This is a genomic window from Streptomyces sp. NPDC050528 (assembly GCF_044457795.1).
Classification (GTDB): Bacteria; Actinomycetota; Actinomycetes; order Streptomycetales; family Streptomycetaceae; genus Streptomyces.
In genome coordinates this window covers 351,032-369,742 of sequence record NZ_JBITHH010000003.1, presented here as the reverse complement: position 1 = coordinate 369,742, position 18,711 = coordinate 351,032, and the positions used below count along the sequence as shown (strand labels likewise).

Annotated in this window: 15 protein-coding genes; 5 read left to right on the top strand and 10 right to left on the bottom strand. The window is 70.6% G+C overall.

Going from position 1 to position 18,711, the window contains the following annotated elements; translation table 11 throughout:
- Position 1: 1 nt before the first annotated feature.
- Positions 2-1,735: a cholesterol oxidase substrate-binding domain-containing protein gene (locus tag ACIBK4_RS13080; protein ID WP_398994714.1), complete on the bottom strand. Its 1,734-nt coding sequence runs from the start codon at positions 1,733-1,735 to the stop codon at positions 2-4.
- Positions 1,736-1,871: 136 nt separating this feature from the next.
- Here ACIBK4_RS13080 and ACIBK4_RS13075 point away from each other — a divergent pair, with 136 nt between their 5' ends.
- Positions 1,872-2,855, top strand: a complete 984-nt coding sequence (locus tag ACIBK4_RS13075; RefSeq protein ID WP_398994713.1) for an aldo/keto reductase — start codon at positions 1,872-1,874, stop codon at positions 2,853-2,855.
- Between the two features lie 63 nt (positions 2,856-2,918).
- Positions 2,919-3,407, top strand: a complete 489-nt coding sequence (locus ACIBK4_RS13070; RefSeq protein ID WP_390162758.1) for a DUF6328 family protein — start codon at positions 2,919-2,921, stop codon at positions 3,405-3,407.
- Here the strand turns inward: ACIBK4_RS13070 and ACIBK4_RS13065 are convergent.
- The 4 genes from ACIBK4_RS13065 to ACIBK4_RS13050 form a co-directional block, all read right to left on the bottom strand.
- The gene (locus tag ACIBK4_RS13065) at positions 3,340-3,987 is read right to left on the bottom strand and encodes a DUF2238 domain-containing protein (RefSeq protein ID WP_398995048.1); all 648 of its coding nucleotides are present in this window, start codon (positions 3,985-3,987) and stop codon (positions 3,340-3,342) included. The genes ACIBK4_RS13070 and ACIBK4_RS13065 overlap by 68 nt on opposite strands.
- 105 nt (positions 3,988-4,092) lie before the next feature.
- Complete coding sequence (locus ACIBK4_RS13060; protein WP_033280796.1) at positions 4,093-5,115, bottom strand: hypothetical protein; 1,023 nt, start codon at positions 5,113-5,115, stop codon at positions 4,093-4,095.
- A gap of 124 nt (positions 5,116-5,239) precedes the next feature.
- Complete coding sequence (locus ACIBK4_RS13055) at positions 5,240-6,883, bottom strand: protein kinase (RefSeq protein ID WP_398994712.1); 1,644 nt, start codon at positions 6,881-6,883, stop codon at positions 5,240-5,242.
- A gap of 304 nt (positions 6,884-7,187) precedes the next feature.
- Positions 7,188-8,408 carry a metallophosphoesterase gene (locus ACIBK4_RS13050; protein WP_398994711.1) on the bottom strand — a complete coding sequence of 407 codons (1,221 nt, stop codon included), beginning with the start codon at positions 8,406-8,408 and terminating at the stop codon, positions 7,188-7,190.
- 508 nt (positions 8,409-8,916) lie between these two features.
- Here ACIBK4_RS13050 and ACIBK4_RS13045 point away from each other — a divergent pair.
- A complete protein-coding gene (locus ACIBK4_RS13045; RefSeq protein ID WP_398994710.1) occupies positions 8,917-9,825 on the top strand; it encodes a serine hydrolase in 909 nt (302 codons plus the stop codon).
- Between the two features lie 53 nt (positions 9,826-9,878).
- Here ACIBK4_RS13045 and ACIBK4_RS13040 read toward each other — a convergent pair whose 3' ends face one another.
- From ACIBK4_RS13040 to ACIBK4_RS13025, 4 genes are all read right to left on the bottom strand, one after another.
- The gene (locus ACIBK4_RS13040) at positions 9,879-10,838 is read right to left on the bottom strand and encodes a threonine/serine dehydratase (RefSeq protein WP_398994709.1); all 960 of its coding nucleotides are present in this window, start codon (positions 10,836-10,838) and stop codon (positions 9,879-9,881) included.
- A gap of 89 nt (positions 10,839-10,927) precedes the next feature.
- Entirely contained in the window at positions 10,928-11,605 is a 678-nt protein-coding gene (locus ACIBK4_RS13035) for an AIM24 family protein (RefSeq protein ID WP_390162763.1), read from the bottom strand.
- Positions 11,606-11,671: 66 nt separating this feature from the next.
- Complete coding sequence (locus ACIBK4_RS13030) at positions 11,672-13,012, bottom strand: CAP domain-containing protein (RefSeq protein WP_398994708.1); 1,341 nt, start codon at positions 13,010-13,012, stop codon at positions 11,672-11,674.
- A gap of 174 nt (positions 13,013-13,186) precedes the next feature.
- The gene (locus ACIBK4_RS13025; protein WP_398994707.1) at positions 13,187-14,446 is read right to left on the bottom strand and encodes a serine hydrolase domain-containing protein; all 1,260 of its coding nucleotides are present in this window, start codon (positions 14,444-14,446) and stop codon (positions 13,187-13,189) included.
- A 307-nt stretch (positions 14,447-14,753) separates the two neighbouring features.
- Between ACIBK4_RS13025 and ACIBK4_RS13020 the strand changes: the two genes are divergently transcribed.
- Positions 14,754-16,565 carry a M4 family metallopeptidase gene (locus tag ACIBK4_RS13020; protein ID WP_398994706.1) on the top strand — a complete coding sequence of 604 codons (1,812 nt, stop codon included), beginning with the start codon at positions 14,754-14,756 and terminating at the stop codon, positions 16,563-16,565.
- A gap of 48 nt (positions 16,566-16,613) precedes the next feature.
- On the opposite strand, the gene ACIBK4_RS13015 is transcribed toward ACIBK4_RS13020, so the two are convergent.
- A complete protein-coding gene (locus ACIBK4_RS13015) occupies positions 16,614-17,357 on the bottom strand; it encodes a hypothetical protein (protein ID WP_398994705.1) in 744 nt (247 codons plus the stop codon).
- A gap of 135 nt (positions 17,358-17,492) precedes the next feature.
- On the opposite strand from ACIBK4_RS13015, the gene ACIBK4_RS13010 reads away from it, so the two are divergent.
- A complete protein-coding gene (locus ACIBK4_RS13010) occupies positions 17,493-18,665 on the top strand; it encodes an ROK family protein (protein ID WP_398994704.1) in 1,173 nt (390 codons plus the stop codon).
- Positions 18,666-18,711: the final 46 nt, after the last annotated feature.

The window sequence follows — 18,711 nt, the reverse complement described above, 5'->3', positions numbered from 1 at the left end:
CCTACCCGAACAGCCGGTCCAGGAAGGCGTTCCCGAACACCCCGTGCGGGTCCAGCCGGTCGAAGGTCCCGGCCGCCTGCCCCCACACCGTCTCCCCGAACGAGCCCGGGATCACCGTGCCCAGCACCTCCTCGTCGCTCCACGCGGCCTGCTCGGTGTAGGCCCAGCCCTTCGACCACTCGACGCGGGTCAGCGCGTCCGTGCCGTCGTACGAGCGCAGCAGGAACTGCTCCAACTCCCGCAGGAACTCCTCCGCGTACGGCGTGCCGGGCAGCGTCAGCACGTCCAGCCAGACCGCCGTGTCCCACTCGGGGTGCCCGGTGCTCGGCCGTAGCGCGGACAGCAACGGGGCGCGGGCGCCGGTGAGTTCGGTGTCGGCGGGGTGGTCGAGGCCGGTCACCCGGATCTCGACGGTGCCGTTGACGGGGAACCGGCCGAGCGCGGCGTACTCGGTGAGCCGCTCCTGATAGAACTCGGTGAACTCATGGACCACGCGCTGCACTTGGGCCCGCGTAGTGAGCACCGCGTAACCGTTGGCGGTCTCCCGTAGGGTCGTCGGCTTGATGTAGAGCAGCGTGTTCTTCGACGGCCCCCAGATGTCCGCCGACAGCGTCGTCGTCAACCCCAGTGCCGCAGCGGCGAGTTGGGCGTTGCCGAGCACCGGCGCCAGATACCACGCGGCGTCGGACAGGATCCGCCCGACGAGATCCGCGACCAGGGTCGGCACGTTGTCGGAGAACGGATAGTTGTACGGCGACGAGACGCGCCGTGAGGTCAACGGCTTCGTGGGTTCGACGCTCCACACCTTCAGCCAGGGGTACTCGGTGAACGCGAACCAGATCGCCTCGGCCCGCCCGGACTCGTCCAGGAAGCTCGCGAGGGTCCGCCCGCCGGACCCGGGCGCCCCGAACAACTCGGTGGCCGGAATGTCCGTACGGCTGAGGCAGCGCAGGTTCGCGTTCGCTCCGACGCGCAGTACGACCTCGGTGACCAGCGAACGCCCCAGATGCGTGAGCAGCGCCGCGCAGTCCGCTTCGTCGCGCGTGTAGGTCCGCAGGACGTACGCGCCTGTGTCCGCGTCCCACACCACCGCCGTCAGCGACAGCACCAGATTGCTGAGCGACCCGAAGGTGTGCCCGGCGGTCCGCTGCTCGCCGTTCGCCGGTACGGCGGTGCCGTGCGCGTCGATGGCCAGGGCGCCGCCGAGCGTCAGATCGCCGGGTGCGGGCGAGGCGGTGACCCCGAGGCCGTGGCCCTCCAGGAAGGTGAGCAGCGCCTCTACGGTGACACCCGTGGCGGCCCGCACGGCCGAGGCGGAGTCCAGGGTCACGCCGGTGAGGTGCGGGGCGGTGTCGACCAGCAGCACCGGCGCGTCGGACGTCGTACCGGACTCGATCGTCAGCGGTGACCAGCCGTGCGAGGAGCCGCGGGGGCGGACCCGCCAGCCGTGCTGCCAGGCCCAGTTGACGACCGACACCACCTGATCGGCGTCGGTCGGCGCGCACGCCCACAGGCCGTCGGCGGTGATCTCGCCGACCCAGTTCCGGTACGCCGAGCGGTAGAGGTCGACATCGGCCGGGAAGTCGGGCAGCTCGGCCGCCGCGAGAGCCGGATCGGCCGTCAGGAGTACGGGTACGACGGCCAGGGCCGCCGCGGAGCGGAGGAAGCCGCGACGGGTCCAGGGAGCGGAACTGCCGTTCCCCGGCTGGAGGTTGTTCGCCACATGATCAGTCACGCGCACACGCTAGGTGGCCGTTGACACGAGTAGGCATCCTGTCGAATGGGTTCACTCGTCCGAGTGAAAGATTCACAGGTCGCGGCCCGGAGCAGCCCGATCCGCGCATGTCAGTGGCGGATGACAGACTGACGGCATGGACGAACGTGTAATCGGCAGGTCGCATCAGCAGCTGTCCGTCGTCGGTCTCGGCACCTGGCAGCTGGGCGGCGACTGGGGAGACGTCGACGACAAGGAAGCCCTCGCCGTGCTGGAGGCGGCGGCGGAGTCGGGGGTGACCTTCTTCGACACGGCCGACGTGTACGGCGACGGGCGCAGCGAGCAGACCATCGCCACCTTCCTGAGCGGGCGGCCCGATCTGCATGTCCTGGTCGCGACCAAGATGGGCCGCCGCGTCGACCAGATCCCGGAGAACTACGTCCTCGACAACTTCCGCGCGTGGAACGACCGTTCGCGCCGCAACCTCGGCGTCGACCGCATCGACCTGGTGCAGTTGCACTGCCCGCCGACGCCGGTGTACTCCTCGGACGAGGTGTTCGACGCCCTCGACACCCTGGTCGCGGAGGAGCGCATCGCGCAGTACGGCGTCAGCGTGGAGACCTGCGAGGAAGCGCTCACCGCGATCGCCCGGCCGAACGTGACGAGCGTGCAGATCATCCTGAACGCGTTCCGCATGAAGCCCCTGCTCCAGGTGCTGCCGGCCGCGCAGGAGGCGGGCGTCGGCATCATCGCGCGCGTGCCGCTCGCGTCGGGCCTGCTGTCCGGCAAGTACACCAAGGACACGGTCTTCCCGGAGAACGACCACCGCACCTACAACCGGCACGGCGAGGCCTTCGACCAGGGCGAGACCTTCTCCGGCGTCGACTACACGACCGGTGTCGAGGCCGCCGCCGAGTTCTCCGCGCTCGCCCCGGAGGGGTACACCCCGGCGCAGCTGGCCCTGCGCTGGATCATCGACCAGCCCGGTGTCACCTCGGTGATTCCCGGCGCCCGTTCACCCGAACAGGCCCGCGCCAACGCGGCCGCCGCGAAGCTGCCCGCGCTGTCGGCGGACACGCTCACCGCGATCCGGGACCTCTACGACCGCCGGATCAAGGACCAGGTGGAGAGCCGCTGGTAGGCCCCAGGCTCTGGTGGAACGGTCCGCCGTTTGAAGGGTCGGCGGTCCGGTTACACGGACCGCATGATCCACGAGGAAGAGCGGCGGACGGGGCGCGACGAGTCCGAGGACGAGCGGGCCGACCGGATGTGGGGCGAGCTGATCCAGGAGGTCAGGGTCGCGCAGACCGGCGTACAGATCCTCTTCGGGTTCCTGCTGACCGTCGTCTTCACCCCGAAGTACGCGCAGTTGGAGCACGCGAACCAGGTCCTCTACATCGTGACCGTCGTCCTCGGCGCCACCGCCACCGGCGCCCTGATCGGCCCGGTGTCCCTGCACCGCCTGGTCTCCGGCCGGAGCGTGAAACCGCAGGCGGTGCGCTGGGCGTCCCGGCTGACCTTCGTCGGCCTTGTGCTGCTGCTGGCCACCATGACCGCCGCACTGCTGCTGGTCCTCCGGGTCGCCACCCACGACGCCTACGTGCCCTGGCTGGTCGCGGGGGTCGTCACCTGGTACCTGCTGTGCTGGTTCGTACTGCCGCTGTGGGCGCGGTACCGCTATACGACCCGATGACCCCGAGCCGCGCCATCTGCCGGTCGTGGACCCGGCTGAGCACCAGCACCGAGACCGTGGCCCCGATCAGCGCGCAGAACATGTCCCACTGCGTGTCCCACACATCGCCCTGCGTGGCCAGGAAGGCGTCCGCGCTGTGCCCGCCGATCACGGCCGCCGCCCACTCGAACAACTCGAAGAGCGCGCTGAAGGCGAGACACGCGCACACCGTGAGCGGCGCGAGCCAGCGGCTGCCCCGCAGCGGTGACGTGCGGGTGAGCAACTCCCTTACCAGGACCGCCGGTACGAACCCCTGCATGAGGTGGCCGAGACGGTCGTAGGGATTACGGCTGAGCCCGAACGTGTCCCGCACCCAGTCGCCCGCCGGTACCTCCGCGTACGTGTAGTGGCCGCCCACGGCGAGGACCAGCGCGTGCGCGGCGAGCAGGCAGCACAGCAGGCCGGTCAGGGGGAAGCGGCGCCAGGTCAGGACGATCGCCGGGAGTCCGACGAAGACCCACACGGTCTCCAGGAACCACGTCGTGCGGTCGTGCGGATGCCAGGCCGAGACGGCCATGCCGACGACCACGAGGGCGGCCATGGCGGCCGGCAGTCGGCGCCGGGAAGCAGGAACGGACACGATGGGGCTCCCTTGTCGTGGGGAGCCCCATCGTGTCCGAAGGCCCAACTCGCTACATGAGTACGGCTACTCAGCCGGAGTGGTGGTCTTGCGCAGCGCGTTGAGGCAGCTGTCGATGGCCTGCTGGAGCTCCTCCAGACGCTGGACCATGTCGTCCTCGTAGAAGTCCTGGGCGTCGTCGAAGGTCAGCTCCTCGAACGCCTTCGTGGCCTTCTGGAGGCTGCTGTAGAACTTGGTCCGCTTCTCCTGGACGCGGAGTTCGGGGTCGGCCTCGACCGCTTCGACGACCAGGTTCTTCATCGTGTCGTAGGCCTCGGTGGCCCACTCGCCGGTGTCCTCGCCGTCCTCCAGTTCGTCGAGGAGCGAGAGGTGCCGCTCGGCCTCCTGGCGCAGGTCGACGGGTGCGTCGACGGTCTGGCCGGCCGGGGTCTTGATCTGGCCCGACTCGGCGATCTGCCGGACGTAGCCGATCCGGTCCGCCGAGCGGCTCTCCGTCGCGACGGCCTTCTTCAGGTCGTCGGTGCGTACGACGTCCCGGGCCAGCTCGGACTGGAGCTCCGGGTCCTCGCGGACGCGGTCCAGCAGGGCCTGGCGGGCGGCCCGTGCGGTGGAGGGGTCGGCGAGGATCGCGGCGCGCAGCGCGGTCGGGTTCTCCGCGACCTCCAGCGCCTTGGTGGGGCGGATGCCCTCGGCCTCGGCGGCCTCGGTGATGGCGGTGCCGCGCTCGGAGGTGGCGCTGGAACGGGAGACGTAGTAGTTCAACCACACGTCGGCGTCCGGGAGTTCGACCTCCTGGCCGGGGGCCAGCTCCTCGAAGTGCGGGACGAGACCGTCGTCCGCGGCCCGGTCCCAGGCCTTGTAGTAACGCATGACACGCTCGGGGGAGCAGTCGGCGAGTTCGGCGAACTCCTTCGCGGACACCTTCTGCGTCTCGTCCGCGCTCTGCCCGCCGGGCCGCACGCTGCGCGCCACCTTGAGGCCGAACGCCCAGCCGCCGGTGCGGGCGTAGGCTCCGAACTCGTGCGCGTCCCGGGCGACGAGGCCGGCGTCGTCGAGGGCGGTGAAAGACGTCTCGGCCTGGTCGATCACTACGGTCAAGGCGGACTCTCCTGGGCTTGTGATGAGGCATGGTGCGAACACGCAGCCTATATCCACCCATTGCCGCTGGTTTGAGTGCCCGGCCCTCGCGTCGCCGCCGACGCCGTCAGTTCGATTACCGCCGGAAGGTCTTGAAGAAGGTCTGCAGGGCCTGACGGTTGGCCGCGTCGTTCCATTCGTCGGCGGGCGTCGTCCACCGTAGCGAGAAACTGCGCCCGCCGCCGATCAGGAACCCACGCCCGAGCGTGCGCACCCGGTCGTCGCCGGTTCCGGAGAACCACTCCAGGTCGGCCGCCTTGTCGCCCTGGTACGTGGTGGCCTGGATGTCGCCGATCTGCTGGAACCCCTCGGTCTGCTTCAGCCCCGGCAGGACGTCGTCCCGCCAGATGGCGACCGGGTCAGGGCCCGCCTGTGTGCTGTACGTCACGGCCAGCGTGCGCGGGTCGCCCGTGGCGCCGAGGGTGATCCGGTAGGCGCCGGACACCTGCTGGGTCTCCACCACCTTCCAGCCCTTGGGCAGCGCGACGGAGAAGCCCTGCGACGCCTTGAACACGCGGAAGCCGGCCGGCAGCGCCGAGGCGGTGGGGGAGGGCGACGCGGTGACCGAGGGCGAGGCGGACGCCGACTTGGACGGGGCAGGGGAGGCGGAGGACGTGGGCGACGGTGTGGCGGACGGCGAGTAGGCGTGACCGTCGACGTTCTCGCCGGGTGTGCCGACCGAGGCGGAGGCCGACGGGAGAAGCGAGGGGGAGGAGGATGCCGAGGTCTCGGTGCCGGGGAGTTGGTGGGTCGCGGCGAGGACGGCGACCGTGACGGTGCCGACGGCGAGGGCGGTCCCGGCGGCCATGCCCCGTCCGCTCCAGGTGGTGCCCGCCCCGCGTACGGCGTCGTAGGCCCGACGCAGCCGGGGCAGCGGGACCGGATCGCGGTCGGCGTACGGGTCGTCGTTGAGGATGCGGGTCAGGATGTCGCGGACCACCGGGCGGGTCAGCCGCTCCCGGGAGTTCTTGCGCAGCAGCCCCTGCACGACCTGCGCCAGCGGACCGGCGCGCGACGGGCCGCGCATCGGGAGCCGGTCCACGCCCTTCATCGTCGCCTCGGGACGCCCCCGGTCACGGAACGGCGGGTGCCCCTCGACCAGCGTGTAGAGGATCGCGCCCAGCGCCCACAAGTCGGCGGCGGGACCGATGCGTTCGTCCCGTGCCTGTTCCGGCGAGGCGTACGACGGCGCGGTGATCCGCGGGGCGAGGGTGGCGCCCGCGAGTCCGAAGCCGGTGAGGACGACCCCGCCCTGGTCCCGCACGAACACCTGGCCCGGGCTGAGTTCGCCGTGGGTGATGCCCTCGCTGTGCGCCGCCTCCAGGATGTCGAGCAGTTCGAGTCCGATGCGGGCGGCCCGCACATAGTGGAACGTGCCCTGCTGGGCGAGGACTTGGCCCAGCGGTGTGCCGTCGATCCAGTCGGTGACGGTCCACAGCGTGCCGGCCTCCTCGACGGCGTCGACGACGGGGGCGACCCGGGTGGGACAGAGCAGCACCATGACGTCGGTGGTGCGCCGGATGCCGGCGGTGATCCGTCCCGCGCTCTCCCCGTCCGGGGCGGCGGGCAGGGTCACCTGCGTGAGGAGGCAGGGCTGTTCGGCGATCATGTCCTCGCCGTACCAGGAGACACGGTTGGTCTCGCGGTGGGCGACCTCCATGGGCCGGTATCTGCCGGCGACCAACTCGTGTGCTGAGACGTGCGTCTCGACCATGGCCATCCCTCGCTGAACCCCTGGCTCTCACCTTTCCCAGAAGTACGGCGGGTGTGCCGGGCTGCGTTCAATGGAAGCCCAATTCCCCGGTGTTTCTTGCCTTTTATTCAACGGGGGCGAGCAGGTGTGCGAGAAAAAAGGGAGTCGCGGGGAGGTCCCAGGTCGGCGCCCGTGTCCCGGGTCGGCGGAATTCGCCACGGAGGTTTCCGAGGCGGAATTTCGCTGTCCGACCTGGTGGTAACCAGTGGTAACGCGCGATGTGCCTATCGCTGTCGCTCCGGCCAGGTCCCTTGCCGCGTCCCCTTGGCGGCTACGGCGAGGTGGGCGCGTGCGGGGAGCGCAGCACGAGCAGGGTGATCTCGCTGGGCGCGAAGACACGGAACGGCGGGCCCCAGAAGCCGGTGCCGCGGCTGGTGTAGAGAAGGGTGCGGGTGCCGTGCCGGCTGAGTCCGGCGAGGGCGGGCTGGTCGAGGCGGACCAGGTGGTGGAAGGGCCAGATCTGCCCGCCGTGGGTGTGGCCGGAGAGCTGGAGGTCGATGCCGGCGGCCGCCGCCCGGTCGATGAACTTGGGCTGGTGGGCGAGGAGTAGGACGGGCAGCTCGGGGTCGGCGCCGTCCAGGGCTCCGTCGAGGTGGGCGCGGTGGCCCGGCAGGCCGGAGGACTCGGCGGTGACATCGTCCACACCGGCGACCACGAGGGTGTCGCCGCCGCGTTCGAGCAGCAGATGGCGGTTGCGCAACGGCTCCCAGCCCAGCTCGCCCATCAGGTCGACCCAGCCCTGGGCCTCGGTGTAGTACTCGTGGTTGCCGGTGACGTAGACCCGGGCATGGGTGGCCCGCACGGTACCGAGCGGGACGGCCTGGGCGCGGCGGCGTTCGGCCGTGCCGTCCGCGATGTCGCCGGTGTGGCAGACCAGATCGGCCTCCAGCGTGTTCACCGTCTCGCACACCCGCTCCGACCAGCGGGCCCGGTCGAGCGGGCCGTAGTGGGTGTCGGTGATGAGGGCGACGCGGGTGCCGTCCAACCCGGCGCCCAGCCGCGGGAGTTGAACGTCGAGGCGGCGCACGCGGGGTACGCGGCGGGCTTCGGCGTAGCCCCAGACGAGCAGGACGGCGGTGGTGCCGAGGACGGCCCATGTGACGATGCGGGCCCGGTCCTGGCTCTCGCCGACGCCGGCCACGGTCAGGGCGAGCCGCAGCAGGACGCCGAGCAGAACGGACCAGGTGAACAGGACCCAGCTGGAACCCAGCAGGGTGTCACCGACGATCGCCGCCCGGTCCTGCTGGCGCCGGCCGTGGCCGCGCCCCATCGCGAGCGGCATGGCGACGAGGCCGAGGACGAACAGGGCGGTGCCGATCAGCGTGACGGGCAGCGGCCAGTGCTGGCCGGCGTACAGGAGCACCCAGCAGGGCACGGCCCACAGCAGGACGGGGGCGATCAGGGGGAGGTAGCGCATCAGGCGGTGCAGGCGGCTCCGCCGTGGAGCGGGCGCCTCACTGTCGGCGGAGCGGGTGTTGCTGGTGTCGGTCACGCTTCCCCTCTCTGACCAGGCCGCCGTTCCCTGACCGGGCGGCCGTCTCGCGCACTGTATCCGGTTGCGTTCGGGGTGGCCGGGCGGGCTGGGCCGCTGGATATGGGCGTGGGGCTCGTGGCGTCAACGAGTCGTAGCCGCTGGTGAGTTGATGGCGGACGTCGTTGCCTGGACGTGCCGCAGGGATGGATGGGCTGGGGCGAGGGGGGGTGGGCCCGGGCCCACTGTGTGAACGACTCTGTGAGCCGGTTTCGCCGCACTCTGTGCGGACGGCCCGGGCCTGTGGCACGGTGGGGGTGGCTCCGGCCCGTCGCTTTCCCCCGTAGCGACGGGCCGGAGTCGTGCGCGGTGGGCGCGGGTGCCGGGGATCCGGAGCGGCACGGGAACTGTGGGTGTCCTCACAAAACGGGCTCTTAGGGCTTTTTCGTGGCATCCGTCACGTCATGGAACCGCCGTCTCGTCTACGTTCGCAGGCCTGTACCCCCTGCCCCCGAACCGCCGAGGCCTCATGCCGTACCGCCCGAATCCCCGACCGACCACGCGGAGCGCGAGCACGCCCGGCCGACGCGGCAGGCGTGCCGGCATCGGCGTGGCGCTCCTCACCGGCTCCGTGACCACCCTCCTTGCGATCGCCTCGGTCGGTCCGGCCGCCGCAGCCGCGAGCGGGACGTCGGAGCGCTCCGGAACCGGCACCACGCCGGCGACCGCGCGGAACGAGGCGCGCGTGACGACCGCCGTGCTGGACCTGGACCACCCGACCGACAAGCCGCAGGTGCGCGGGAAGGACCTCCCCTACGACACGGCCAGCATCATCAAGGTCGACATCCTCGCCACGCTGCTCCTCCAGGCGCAGGACGCCGGGCACGGCCTCACCCAGCAGGAGCGCACCGAGGCCGAGGCGATGATCGAGCGCAGTGACAACGACGCGGCGACCGCGTTGTGGCGGCGGATCGGCCTGGCGCCCGGCCTGGAGGCGGCGAACAAGCGCCTCGGCCTCTCCTCGACCGTGGGCGGGACCGGCGGCATGTGGGGACTCACGCGCACGACGGCGTCCGACCAGATCCGTCTGCTGAGCGCGGTGTTCGCGGACGGCGGGACCTCGTCCGCGGGCGGGTCCGCGCTGAGCACGACGTCCCGGAACTACATCCGTACGCTCATGACCCGCATCGCCGCCGGACAGTCATGGGGCGTCTCGGCGGCCTCCGACTCCGGCGCCGGATGGGCGCTCAAGAACGGCTGGCTGCAGCGCAGCACCACCGGCCTGTGGGACATCAACAGCGTCGGACAGGTCACCTCGGGGACGCACCACTACCTCGTCGCGGTCCTCTCCGACGGCAACGCGTCGATGGCGGGCGGCATCGCGACGGTGGAACAAGCGGCGCGTACGGCGGTCACCTCGGCGCGTGCGGCCAACTGACCGCAGTACGGGCTCAGTTCCCACCGTCCCTTTGCAGTACGCCCCTTTGTACGTCAGCGCAGCCCGAACCCCTCCGACCAGCCCGCGATCTCCCCGACCGTCGCGTTGCCCCCGCACACCACGAGGCCGAGCCGGGCGCCCTCGCCGACGCGGTCCAGCACCTGCCGGGCCGCGGGCAGCAGACAGCCGGCGGCGGGCTCGGTCCACACCTTGGCGTGTTCGGCGAGGTCGAGACAGCCCCGTACGGCCTCCCGGTCGGGGACGGTCAGTACCTCGGTGACGAGGGCCGAGACGTGGTCGTACGTCAGTTGCGACACGGCCGGAGCGCTGAGCGTGGTCACGATGGACGACGGCGTGACCGGCACCGGGCCGCCCGCCGCGAGCGCCTCGGACATGGCCTCGGCGCCCTCGGTCTCCACACCCCAGACCCGGATCCCGGGCCGCCGGGCATGCAGGGCGGCGGCGACGCCGGCGATCAGGCCACCGCCGCCGATGCTGACCAGGACGTCGGTGAGGTCACCGGCGTCCTCCGCGAACTCCAGGCCGACCGTGCCCTGTCCCGCGATCACCACCGGGTCGTCGAACGGGTGGACCAGGGTCAGCCCCTCGTCCCGCAACCGGTTCACCAGCGCGAACGCGCTCGGCATGTCGTCGGTCAGCCGCAGCGACGCGCCCGTCGCCTCCACCAGCGCGACGGACCGCGCCGGCGCCGAACGCGGCATGACCACCGTGGCCTTCACATCGAGCGCCGCCGCCATCACGGCGAGCGCGATCCCGTGGTTGCCGCCGCTGACCGCGACCACTCCGGCGGCCAACTCGCCCTCGCTCAGCGACAGCAGCTTCGCCGTCGCCCCGCGCGCCTTGAAGGAACCCGTGCGCTGCAACAGCTCCAGCTTCGTCGTGACCGGGACGCCGAGCAGCTCGGAGAGCCCGAAGCTCTCCACGGTCGGGGTGCGTACGACGTGTCCGGCGATCCGCTCGGCGGCGGCTTCGATGTCCGAGATGCCGATCAAGGCAGTCATCCTTCCGGCACGGGGACAGGTGACCCGTGCCGGTCCGACCCTGACGCGGAAAGGACGCGCAGGTCAACACGTTTCGGTACTCAGTGCTGCTGCGCCTTCTGCGGCGTCTCCTCGCTGGGCCGTACGACGACGAACCCCTCGCCCTGGAGCATGAGTTGGACGGCCTCGCCGGAACCGCCGCGCAGCATCGAGCCGATGGACTGCGAACGGTGCAGCGAGGTCTGGAGGTGGGCCGACCAGCCGACCACCGCGTCCGTGTCGACGTACACGGGGTACTGCGGCGAGACGGGTATGACCAGCGGGTTGCCCTCGCAGACCAGGCCCAGCTTGCCCTGCCCGGTGAAGACACTGTTGAAGAGCCCGCCGCCCGCGATGCCGGAACCCTTCACCGTCTTGATCGCGTACGACAACGAGGCGTCGAAACACAGCACGTTGCGGCCGTTGACGGTGAACTCGTCACCGGGGTCGATCTCGACCACGAAACAGTTCTGCGCCTCGTGCGCGAACCACGCCTCGCCCTGGCCGCGCACCGCCATCAACGGCAGCCCCTCACCGGTGACCGCGCGCTTGAGCATGCCGCCCACGCCCTGGCCCTTGCGCTCGAACTGGAGGTTGCCGCGGTAGGCGATCATCGCCCCCTGACGGGCGAGCATCTCGCCGTTGACCGCGTACCTGATGCACTTGGCATTCTCGACGGTCATGCCCGGCGCGGTGGCCGGCTGCACCATGTGCTCACTGGAAAACAGATCACCCTTCATGCGGGCATCCTGACCCGGAAGATCTCATTCCGCCAAGATCGAGGACGTGTTGACCGTCCCGCGAGGTCACGCGCCGAAGAGCTGCGTCCAGTACGTCCCGCTCTGTCCGCCGCCCGCGAAGCCGATGCCGATGTGGGTGAAGTCCGGCTTGAGGATATTGGCGCGATGACCGGGGCTGTTCATCCAGCCCTCCACGACCTCGGCTGCCGAGCGCTGACCACACGCGATGTTCTCGCCGATCGTGCGCCTGCGCGAACCCGCGGCGGCGGCCCGGTCCCAGGGCTGGGAGCCGTCGGGGGAGGTGTGCGAGTAGAAGGCCCGGGCCACCATGTCCGAGCTGTGCGCCTGCGCGGCGGCGGTCAGGAGCGGGTCTACGGCGAGTGCGCGCAGCCCGGCCCTGGCGCGCTCCGCGTTGGTCAGGTCGACGACCTCCGTCGCCGTACGGGCCAAGTCGCCCGCGGTGAGCGGAGTTGTCCACAACGCCGTCCAATAGACGTCACCGGAGCGGGAGTTGAAGGCCTGGGCGAGACCCGCGTGTGTGAAGTCCCGCTTCAGCAGCGTCTGTCTGGCCTTCTCGGTGCGCAGGCAGTAGTCGACGAACTCGGCGGGGGTGCGCGGGCCGGAGACCAGGTGCTCGCCGATGGTGAGGTAGGCGTATCCGGCGTGCGTGACGCGCTGGTACACGGAGGTGCCGTCACGGCTCTCGGTGCTGAGCCGGTCGGCGGCGGCCATGTCGGAGGCGTGGGCCTGGGCGGCGGAGACGAGACGCGGATCGAGGGTGACGGGGGGTGAACCGGCGTCGGCGCGGGCCGAGTTGGCGAGGGTGAGGAAGCCGGTGGGGTCGGTTGTCCGGGAGGATGAGGGTGAGGGTGTCGACCGAGATCGGGGTACGGACGCCGACCGCACAGTGGCCGGAGCAGGCGTCGCGTCCTCGGCGATGTCCACGCCGAAGTCCCGTGCGACACCCGCGAGTCCATCGGCGTACCCCTGCCCCAGCGCACGCAACTTCCAGCCGGAACCACGCCGGTACAGCTCGGCGAGGAGCAGGACCGTCTCCCGTTGAGCGAGCGGTGGGGTGAACCGGGTGAGGGGTTGGCCGCCGGTGTTGGTCACGTGGAGGGTGGGGGCGGGCAAGCGGCCCAAGGGGGTGCCGGGATCGGCGGGGCTGATGACGACCGTGACCCGCGCGGCGCCGGTGCGCAGGCGGGCCGGGTCGATGGTCAGGGTGTCGTCCCGCAACCGTGCCCCGGGTGCCGTCGGCTGGTTGTAGAACACGAAGTCCGCGTCGCCGCCGACCTTGCCGCTCTCGTCCGTGATCAGTACCGACACGTCGAAGAGACCGGGCACCCGCAGGGTCAGGGTGCCGCCCGGCAGGGGCAGATTTCCGCCCGGCACCAGCTCGTTCATGGCACCGCCCTCGCTGTTCGTGCCTGGTGGGGACGTCTCCGGTGGGAGACTCCCCGGGGGGAGTTCGTTGTCCACTCAACGTCCCGCCCGGGCACGAGGGTTCCCACGGGACGCGGCGGGGCCGGGGAACGACGCTGCCCGACCCCGACCCCGACTCCACCCCGCACCGAGTCCTCAGTCCCTTGCGACTCCCGGTGCGATGTCCTCGTAGGCCACGTTCCGTTCGGTGACGTACGAGCCTCGGCCCGTGAGCGGCGTGCTCTGGATCGCCTTCGTCCGCTTGCCGCAGAACGCCGATTCCAGCGTTCGCGCCATCGTGTTCAGGACCGTGCCGTTGTTGGACGTGTTGGCGAGCGCGGTGAGGCTGCGGCGGCCGTCCTTCGAGGTGAAGGAGTAGGTGTAGAAACCCTGGACCGCGCCCGTGTGGCCGTACACCGAGACCCCGCAGGACAGATCGCGGCGGCGCAGCCCGAGGCCGTAGCGCGTGGTGCTGTTGACCGGAGTCCACCGCTCCATCTGTGCGAGCTGGGCGGCGGAGGTGAGCCGGCCGCCGAGCAGTGCGGAGAAGAAGGTGTTCAGGTCGCGGGTGGTCGAGATGACCGCGCCGGCGCTCTGTGCCCAGGAGACGGTCTGGTCGGTGGCGTCGACGAGCTGTGCGCCCGCGCGGTCCGGGGTGAGATAGCCGTGGGCGTGGCGTCCCGGGATCTTCGTGGCCGGGTGGACGTAGAAGGTGTCGCGCAGTTTGAGCGGTCTGATGATGAGGTCGCGGTACTCGGTGCCCACGGAGTGGCCCGTCAGCTTCTCGATGAGCATGCCGGCGACCACGAAGTTGGTGTTCGAGTACGAGTAGGCGGCGCCCGGCGCGTTGGTGCGCGCGTGCTTGAGGGACAGCTGTACCAGCTGGCGGTAGGTGAAGACCTTGTTGCGTACGGCCTCGAAGCCGGAGACCGAGCTGGCGAACATGGAGTTCGTGTAGTCGTACAGACCGCTGCGGTGGCTCAGGACGTGGCGGACGGTGATGCGCTGGTCGGGCAGGAGCCCGGGCAGGTAGTGGTCGACCGAGGCGTCCAGGTTCAGCTTGTGCGCGTCGGCGAGTTGGAGCAGGACGACGGCCGAGAACGACTTGGTGATGCTGCCGATGCGGAAGCGGTCGGCGTTGCCGATGGCCCGGCGGGTCGTGCGGTCGTCGATGCCCGCGGCGGCCGTGTGGACGGTACCGCGGTCGTCGATGCGGGCGATCGCCCCGGGCGCGCCCTGTGCCGTCAGCGTGCGCAGTACGGCACGGAGGCCCGCCAGGTCGGGGGCGGGAAGTGCGGCCGTACTGCCGGTCTTCGTGGTGTCCGACTCGTGGGTCGCGGCATGTGCCGGTACCGCCGTGAGCGTCAGCAGCGCCGCCGCCGACGCCGTGGCTCTGCGCACCGTTCTTGAGACCATCCGGTTCTCTCCCGTTTCTTTCTCGGTATGCGAGATCGATCACAGTCGGGCGAGGCAACCTTGTCGCGCCCCGTCACATCTCCACAGCTGACGCACAGTTGGTCATTCGCTGATCACTGAGCGATGCGGATTTGCCAAGTATTGCCATGAAAGGCTCTAAAACCGTTCATTTCGGCTTTACATGTACATGGTGGATGCGTGAGGGTTTCGGTTCGGGGCCCGACCAGCCCCGGGGGCGCGTTCAACCGCGCCCCGTTTCAAGGCGGTTGGTGATCCCGGCCGTCTTCGTACGGAGGAGCCCTCTTTCATGCGTGGACCCCACATACGCAGCCTGGCGGTCGCCGTCGCGGTGACGACGACCGCTACGGGGCTGGCCGGAACGGCCTTCGCGGGACCGGCCACGGGGACGGAACGCGCGACGGCCTCGACCGACAGCGGCACCAGCACCAGCGCCGCCTCCGTCGTCACGGCCGCGCGGGCCGCCGCGTTCGCGCACGCGTCGGCGACCGGTGTCACGCGGGGCGATGAACTCCGGGCCCAGGACGTCCTGATCGACCCCGAGGGCGCACGGCATGTGCGGTTCATCCGCACCCATCAGGGCATGCCGGTCCTCGGCGGCGACCTCGTCGTCCATCTGTCCCACAAGCTGGCCTACACCGGCGTCACCCGTGCGGCCGCGCAGAGCGTCGAGCTCGCGACCACGCAGGCCAAGCTGACCGCTGGTCAGGCTGAGGCGAAGGCCGCCGCCGTCGCCAAGGGTGACGCGGGCACCGCCCGGCTCGTGGTGGACGCCCGGGACGGGGGAGCCGCCCTCGCCTACCAGATACCCGTCAGCGACAGCAGCACCGCCGAGGCCACCGGCACCAGCACGGTCGTCGTCGACGCCGTCACCGGCAAGGTCCGCAGCAACACCCCCGACAGCGACGAGTTCCTCTCGCCCAAGCTCCTCGACACCCTGCGCGAGCACGGCGAGACCCTGAACCCCGCCACCGGCACCGCCGTACAGCCGAACTCCCTCACGGCGGCCGCCGCCGCGAGCCGCGCGGTCCACTACCCGGTCACCGCCTCGGGCACCGGCACCTCCCTCTTCGTTGGCAAGGTGCCGCTGACCACCACCCGCACGGCGCGCACCAGTTACCTCCTCAAGGACCCGACGCGCTGGGGCACCGAGACCCGCGACGCCAAGGGGAAGGAACTGGAGAACTTCGCGCAGGGCAAGAAGTTCACGACCACGAACGACAAGTGGGGCAACGGCGCCGTCTCGCACCGCGACAGCGCCGCCGTCGACGCCCAGTACGGCATCACCAAGACCCTCGACTTCTACAAGAAGACCTTCGGCCGCAAGGGCATAGCCAACAACGGCAAGGCCGCCCGCGGCATGGTCCACTTCGGCAACAAGGTGGCCAACGCCTTCTGGGACTCGACCTGCGGCTGCATGCTCTACGGCGACGGCGACGGGGACATGTTCAAGAAGCCGCTCGTCGTCCTCGACGTCACCGGCCACGAACTCACCCACGGAGTCGTGGACGCCACCGCGAAGCTGGAGCCCACCCGTGTCGACTCGGACGGCAATCAGTACGGCGAGGCGGGCTCCCTGAACGAATCCCTCGCGGACATCTTCGGATCCAACGTCGAGTTCAGCGCCAACAACGCCAAGAACCCGCCGAACTACCTGATCGGCGAGAAGCTCGGCCTCGCCCAGAAGTTCCTGCGCCGCCTCGACCACCCCTCCCTCGACAAGCTGGAGGGCACGGTCGACTACTGGTCGCCGCAGGTGTACGACGCCGAGGTGCACGCCGGCTCCGGAGTCTCCTCGCACGCCTACTATCTCCTCGCGGAGGGCAGCGGCAGCAAGAAGATCGGCGGTTTCACCTACGACTCGCCCACCTACGACGGCTCGACCGTCACCGGCATCGGACGCACCAAGGCCACGGCGATCTTCTACCGCGCGCTCACCCGCTACATGGTGTCCACCACCGACTTCCACGACGCGCGCATCGCGACACTGAAGGCGGCGGCGGACCTCTACGGCGCGGACAGCACGGCGTACAACACCGTCGACCAGGCCTGGGCCGCCGTGAACGTCACGGTCGACAACACCCCTGCCGCCAGGCACTGATGACCGCCCGGGTGCCCTGCCGCGAGCGGGGCACCCGGACGCCCGGCCTCAGATCCACTGCTTCTCGACCTCCTCGGACACGGTGAACCCGGCCTCGCAGGACGGGCAACTCGCCTTCCCGAACACGTACTTCAACGCCTGCGCGACCTCCGTCTGCCCGAACTCGACCGCCTCGCCGTGCAGTCGCGCCCCGATGCCGTCGAGCCCCTCGGGCGTGGCCGGTACCAACTCCGTGCGCCCCGCAGCGTCCTCGGTGCCCGCGCCGGTCACATAGTCGCCGGCCGAGGTGAAGACGCCGTACGAGCCGAACGCGACGAACAGTTCCTCCTCGCACTCGGGGCACTCCAGGTCGTACTCCTCGGCGTTGATCCGCTCCAGCGCCTCGGCCCACACCCCGCCGCCGCCCTCGAAGGCGAGCACGGCCATCTGGAGATAGACGAAGGTGTGCGCGTCCTGCCCCGGGTCGGCGCGCAACTCCCTTGCCACAGTGAGTAGTTGAGCTATCTCGTGCGCGTACCGCGCCCGGCACTCCTCGTCCGGGTCCGTGGTGATCAGCCCGGCCATGGTGACCGCCTGTATCGCCCCGCCCGGTGCCCGGCCCAGCGCGATGTCGGTGAGTACGGGCAGCGCCGCCCAGCTCGCTTCGTACACCGAGCCCTGGTGGCAGAGTGAGCCCCACAGCTCCTGCCACACGGCGTCGTCCTCGGTGCCGCCGAGGCGCGCGAACAGGCCCGGGATGTCCTCGGCGCTGCCGTAGGCGTGGGTCAGCCCGGACCAATCGATCGTCGTCATACGGCGATTGTGCCGCCCGGCACTGACAACGAGGCCTCGGCAGGCATCAGCTCCGCTCAGGCGACGCACAACTTCGCTTCGGCAAATCCTGCTTCTTTTATTGACGACGGAAAAGAAGGGATCTAGGTTCCCGCCATGCGCTCGATCCCCCGTACCGAGTCGTTCCCGGCACACACGCCGGCCGTCTCGCAGGTCTTCACGACCGTGCTGTCCCACGGCCCCCTCACCCGGCTTGAGGTGGCCCGCCGGGCGGGGCTGTCGGCGGCCGCCGTGACCAAGGCGGTCCGGCCGCTGATGGAGGCCGGGTACCTGGCGGAGGGTGCCGACCAGGACGCGCCCCCGGCGCTCGGGCGGCCCGCGAACCTCGTCCGGGTCGACGGCGGACGGGCGTTGTTCATCGGGGTCAAGGTCACCGGCGACGAGATCATCGGCGTCCTCGCCGACCTGTGCTGCCGGATCCGGGTCGCCCGCCATGTGCCGCTGACCGACCGCGACCCCAAGGCCGTGCTGTCGTCGATCGCGGACCTCGCCCAGGAACTCCGCACCGAGGCGGACGACTTGGGCATCCAGGTGCTCGGCCTCGGCCTCGCGGTCTCCGGTGACGTGGACCGCGGCGAAGGGGTCGTCCGCTACTCGCCGTTCCTGGAGTGGCGGGACGTGCGCCTGGCCGAACTGGCCGCCATGACAACGGGGTTGCCGGTCACCGTCGACAACGACGTGCGCGCGCTGACCGTCGCCGAGCAGTGGTTCGGCGCCGGCGCGGGCCTCACGGACTTCGCCGTGGTGACCGTCGGCGCGGGCATCGGCTGTGGACTCGTCGTGCACGGTCAAGTCGTCGCCGGTGCCCACGGGGTGGCCGGCGAGATCGGGCACGTGGTCGTCGATCCCGCCGGGCCGCTGTGCCACTGCGGCAACCGCGGCTGCGTCGAGGCGATCGCCGGGGACGCCGCGATCGTCGCCCGGATCCGCGAGGTCACCGGCGTCCAAGTCGCCGACACCGCCGAGGCGTTGGCCCTCGCCCACCAGGGCGACGCCGGAGCACGGGAGGTGTACGCGCGGGCCGGTGAGGCGATCGGCCGGGGCATCGCGACCGTGGTCAACCTGTTCGGCCCCGAACGCGTGATCATCTCCGGCGAGGGCCTGGCCGCGTACGACCTGTTCGCCGAGCAGATCCGTGACTCCTTCGCCGCCGCCGCCTTCGGTTCCGCCGCCCGGTGCGACGTACACACCCGTCCCCTGCCCTTCGACGAATGGGCGCGCGGGGCCGCCGCCACCGCGATCCAGTCCTTCATCCGAGCCGCCGACTAGCCCGCACGCCCCTACTCGACCCCCGCCACACTCCTAACCCGCACGA

Bases quoted from the DNA above. Each gene is read 5' to 3' on its own strand.
- ACIBK4_RS13075 (WP_398994713.1), top strand. From the start codon at position 1,872: ATGGACGAACGTGTAATCGGCAGGTCGCATCAGCAGCTGTCCGTCGTC.
- ACIBK4_RS13070 (WP_390162758.1), top strand. From the start codon at position 2,919: ATGATCCACGAGGAAGAGCGGCGGACGGGGCGCGACGAGTCCGAGGAC.
- ACIBK4_RS13065 (WP_398995048.1), bottom strand. From the start codon at position 3,987: ATGGCCGCCCTCGTGGTCGTCGGCATGGCCGTCTCGGCCTGGCATCCG.
- ACIBK4_RS13055 (WP_398994712.1), bottom strand. From the start codon at position 6,883: ATGGCCATGGTCGAGACGCACGTCTCAGCACACGAGTTGGTCGCCGGC.
- ACIBK4_RS13045 (WP_398994710.1), top strand. From the start codon at position 8,917: ATGCCGTACCGCCCGAATCCCCGACCGACCACGCGGAGCGCGAGCACG.
- ACIBK4_RS13035 (WP_390162763.1), bottom strand. From the start codon at position 11,605: ATGAAGGGTGATCTGTTTTCCAGTGAGCACATGGTGCAGCCGGCCACC.
- ACIBK4_RS13030 (WP_398994708.1), bottom strand. From the start codon at position 13,012: ATGAACGAGCTGGTGCCGGGCGGAAATCTGCCCCTGCCGGGCGGCACC.
- ACIBK4_RS13025 (WP_398994707.1), bottom strand. From the start codon at position 14,446: ATGGTCTCAAGAACGGTGCGCAGAGCCACGGCGTCGGCGGCGGCGCTG.
- ACIBK4_RS13020 (WP_398994706.1), top strand. From the start codon at position 14,754: ATGCGTGGACCCCACATACGCAGCCTGGCGGTCGCCGTCGCGGTGACG.
- ACIBK4_RS13015 (WP_398994705.1), bottom strand. From the start codon at position 17,357: ATGACGACGATCGATTGGTCCGGGCTGACCCACGCCTACGGCAGCGCC.
- ACIBK4_RS13010 (WP_398994704.1), top strand. From the start codon at position 17,493: ATGCGCTCGATCCCCCGTACCGAGTCGTTCCCGGCACACACGCCGGCC.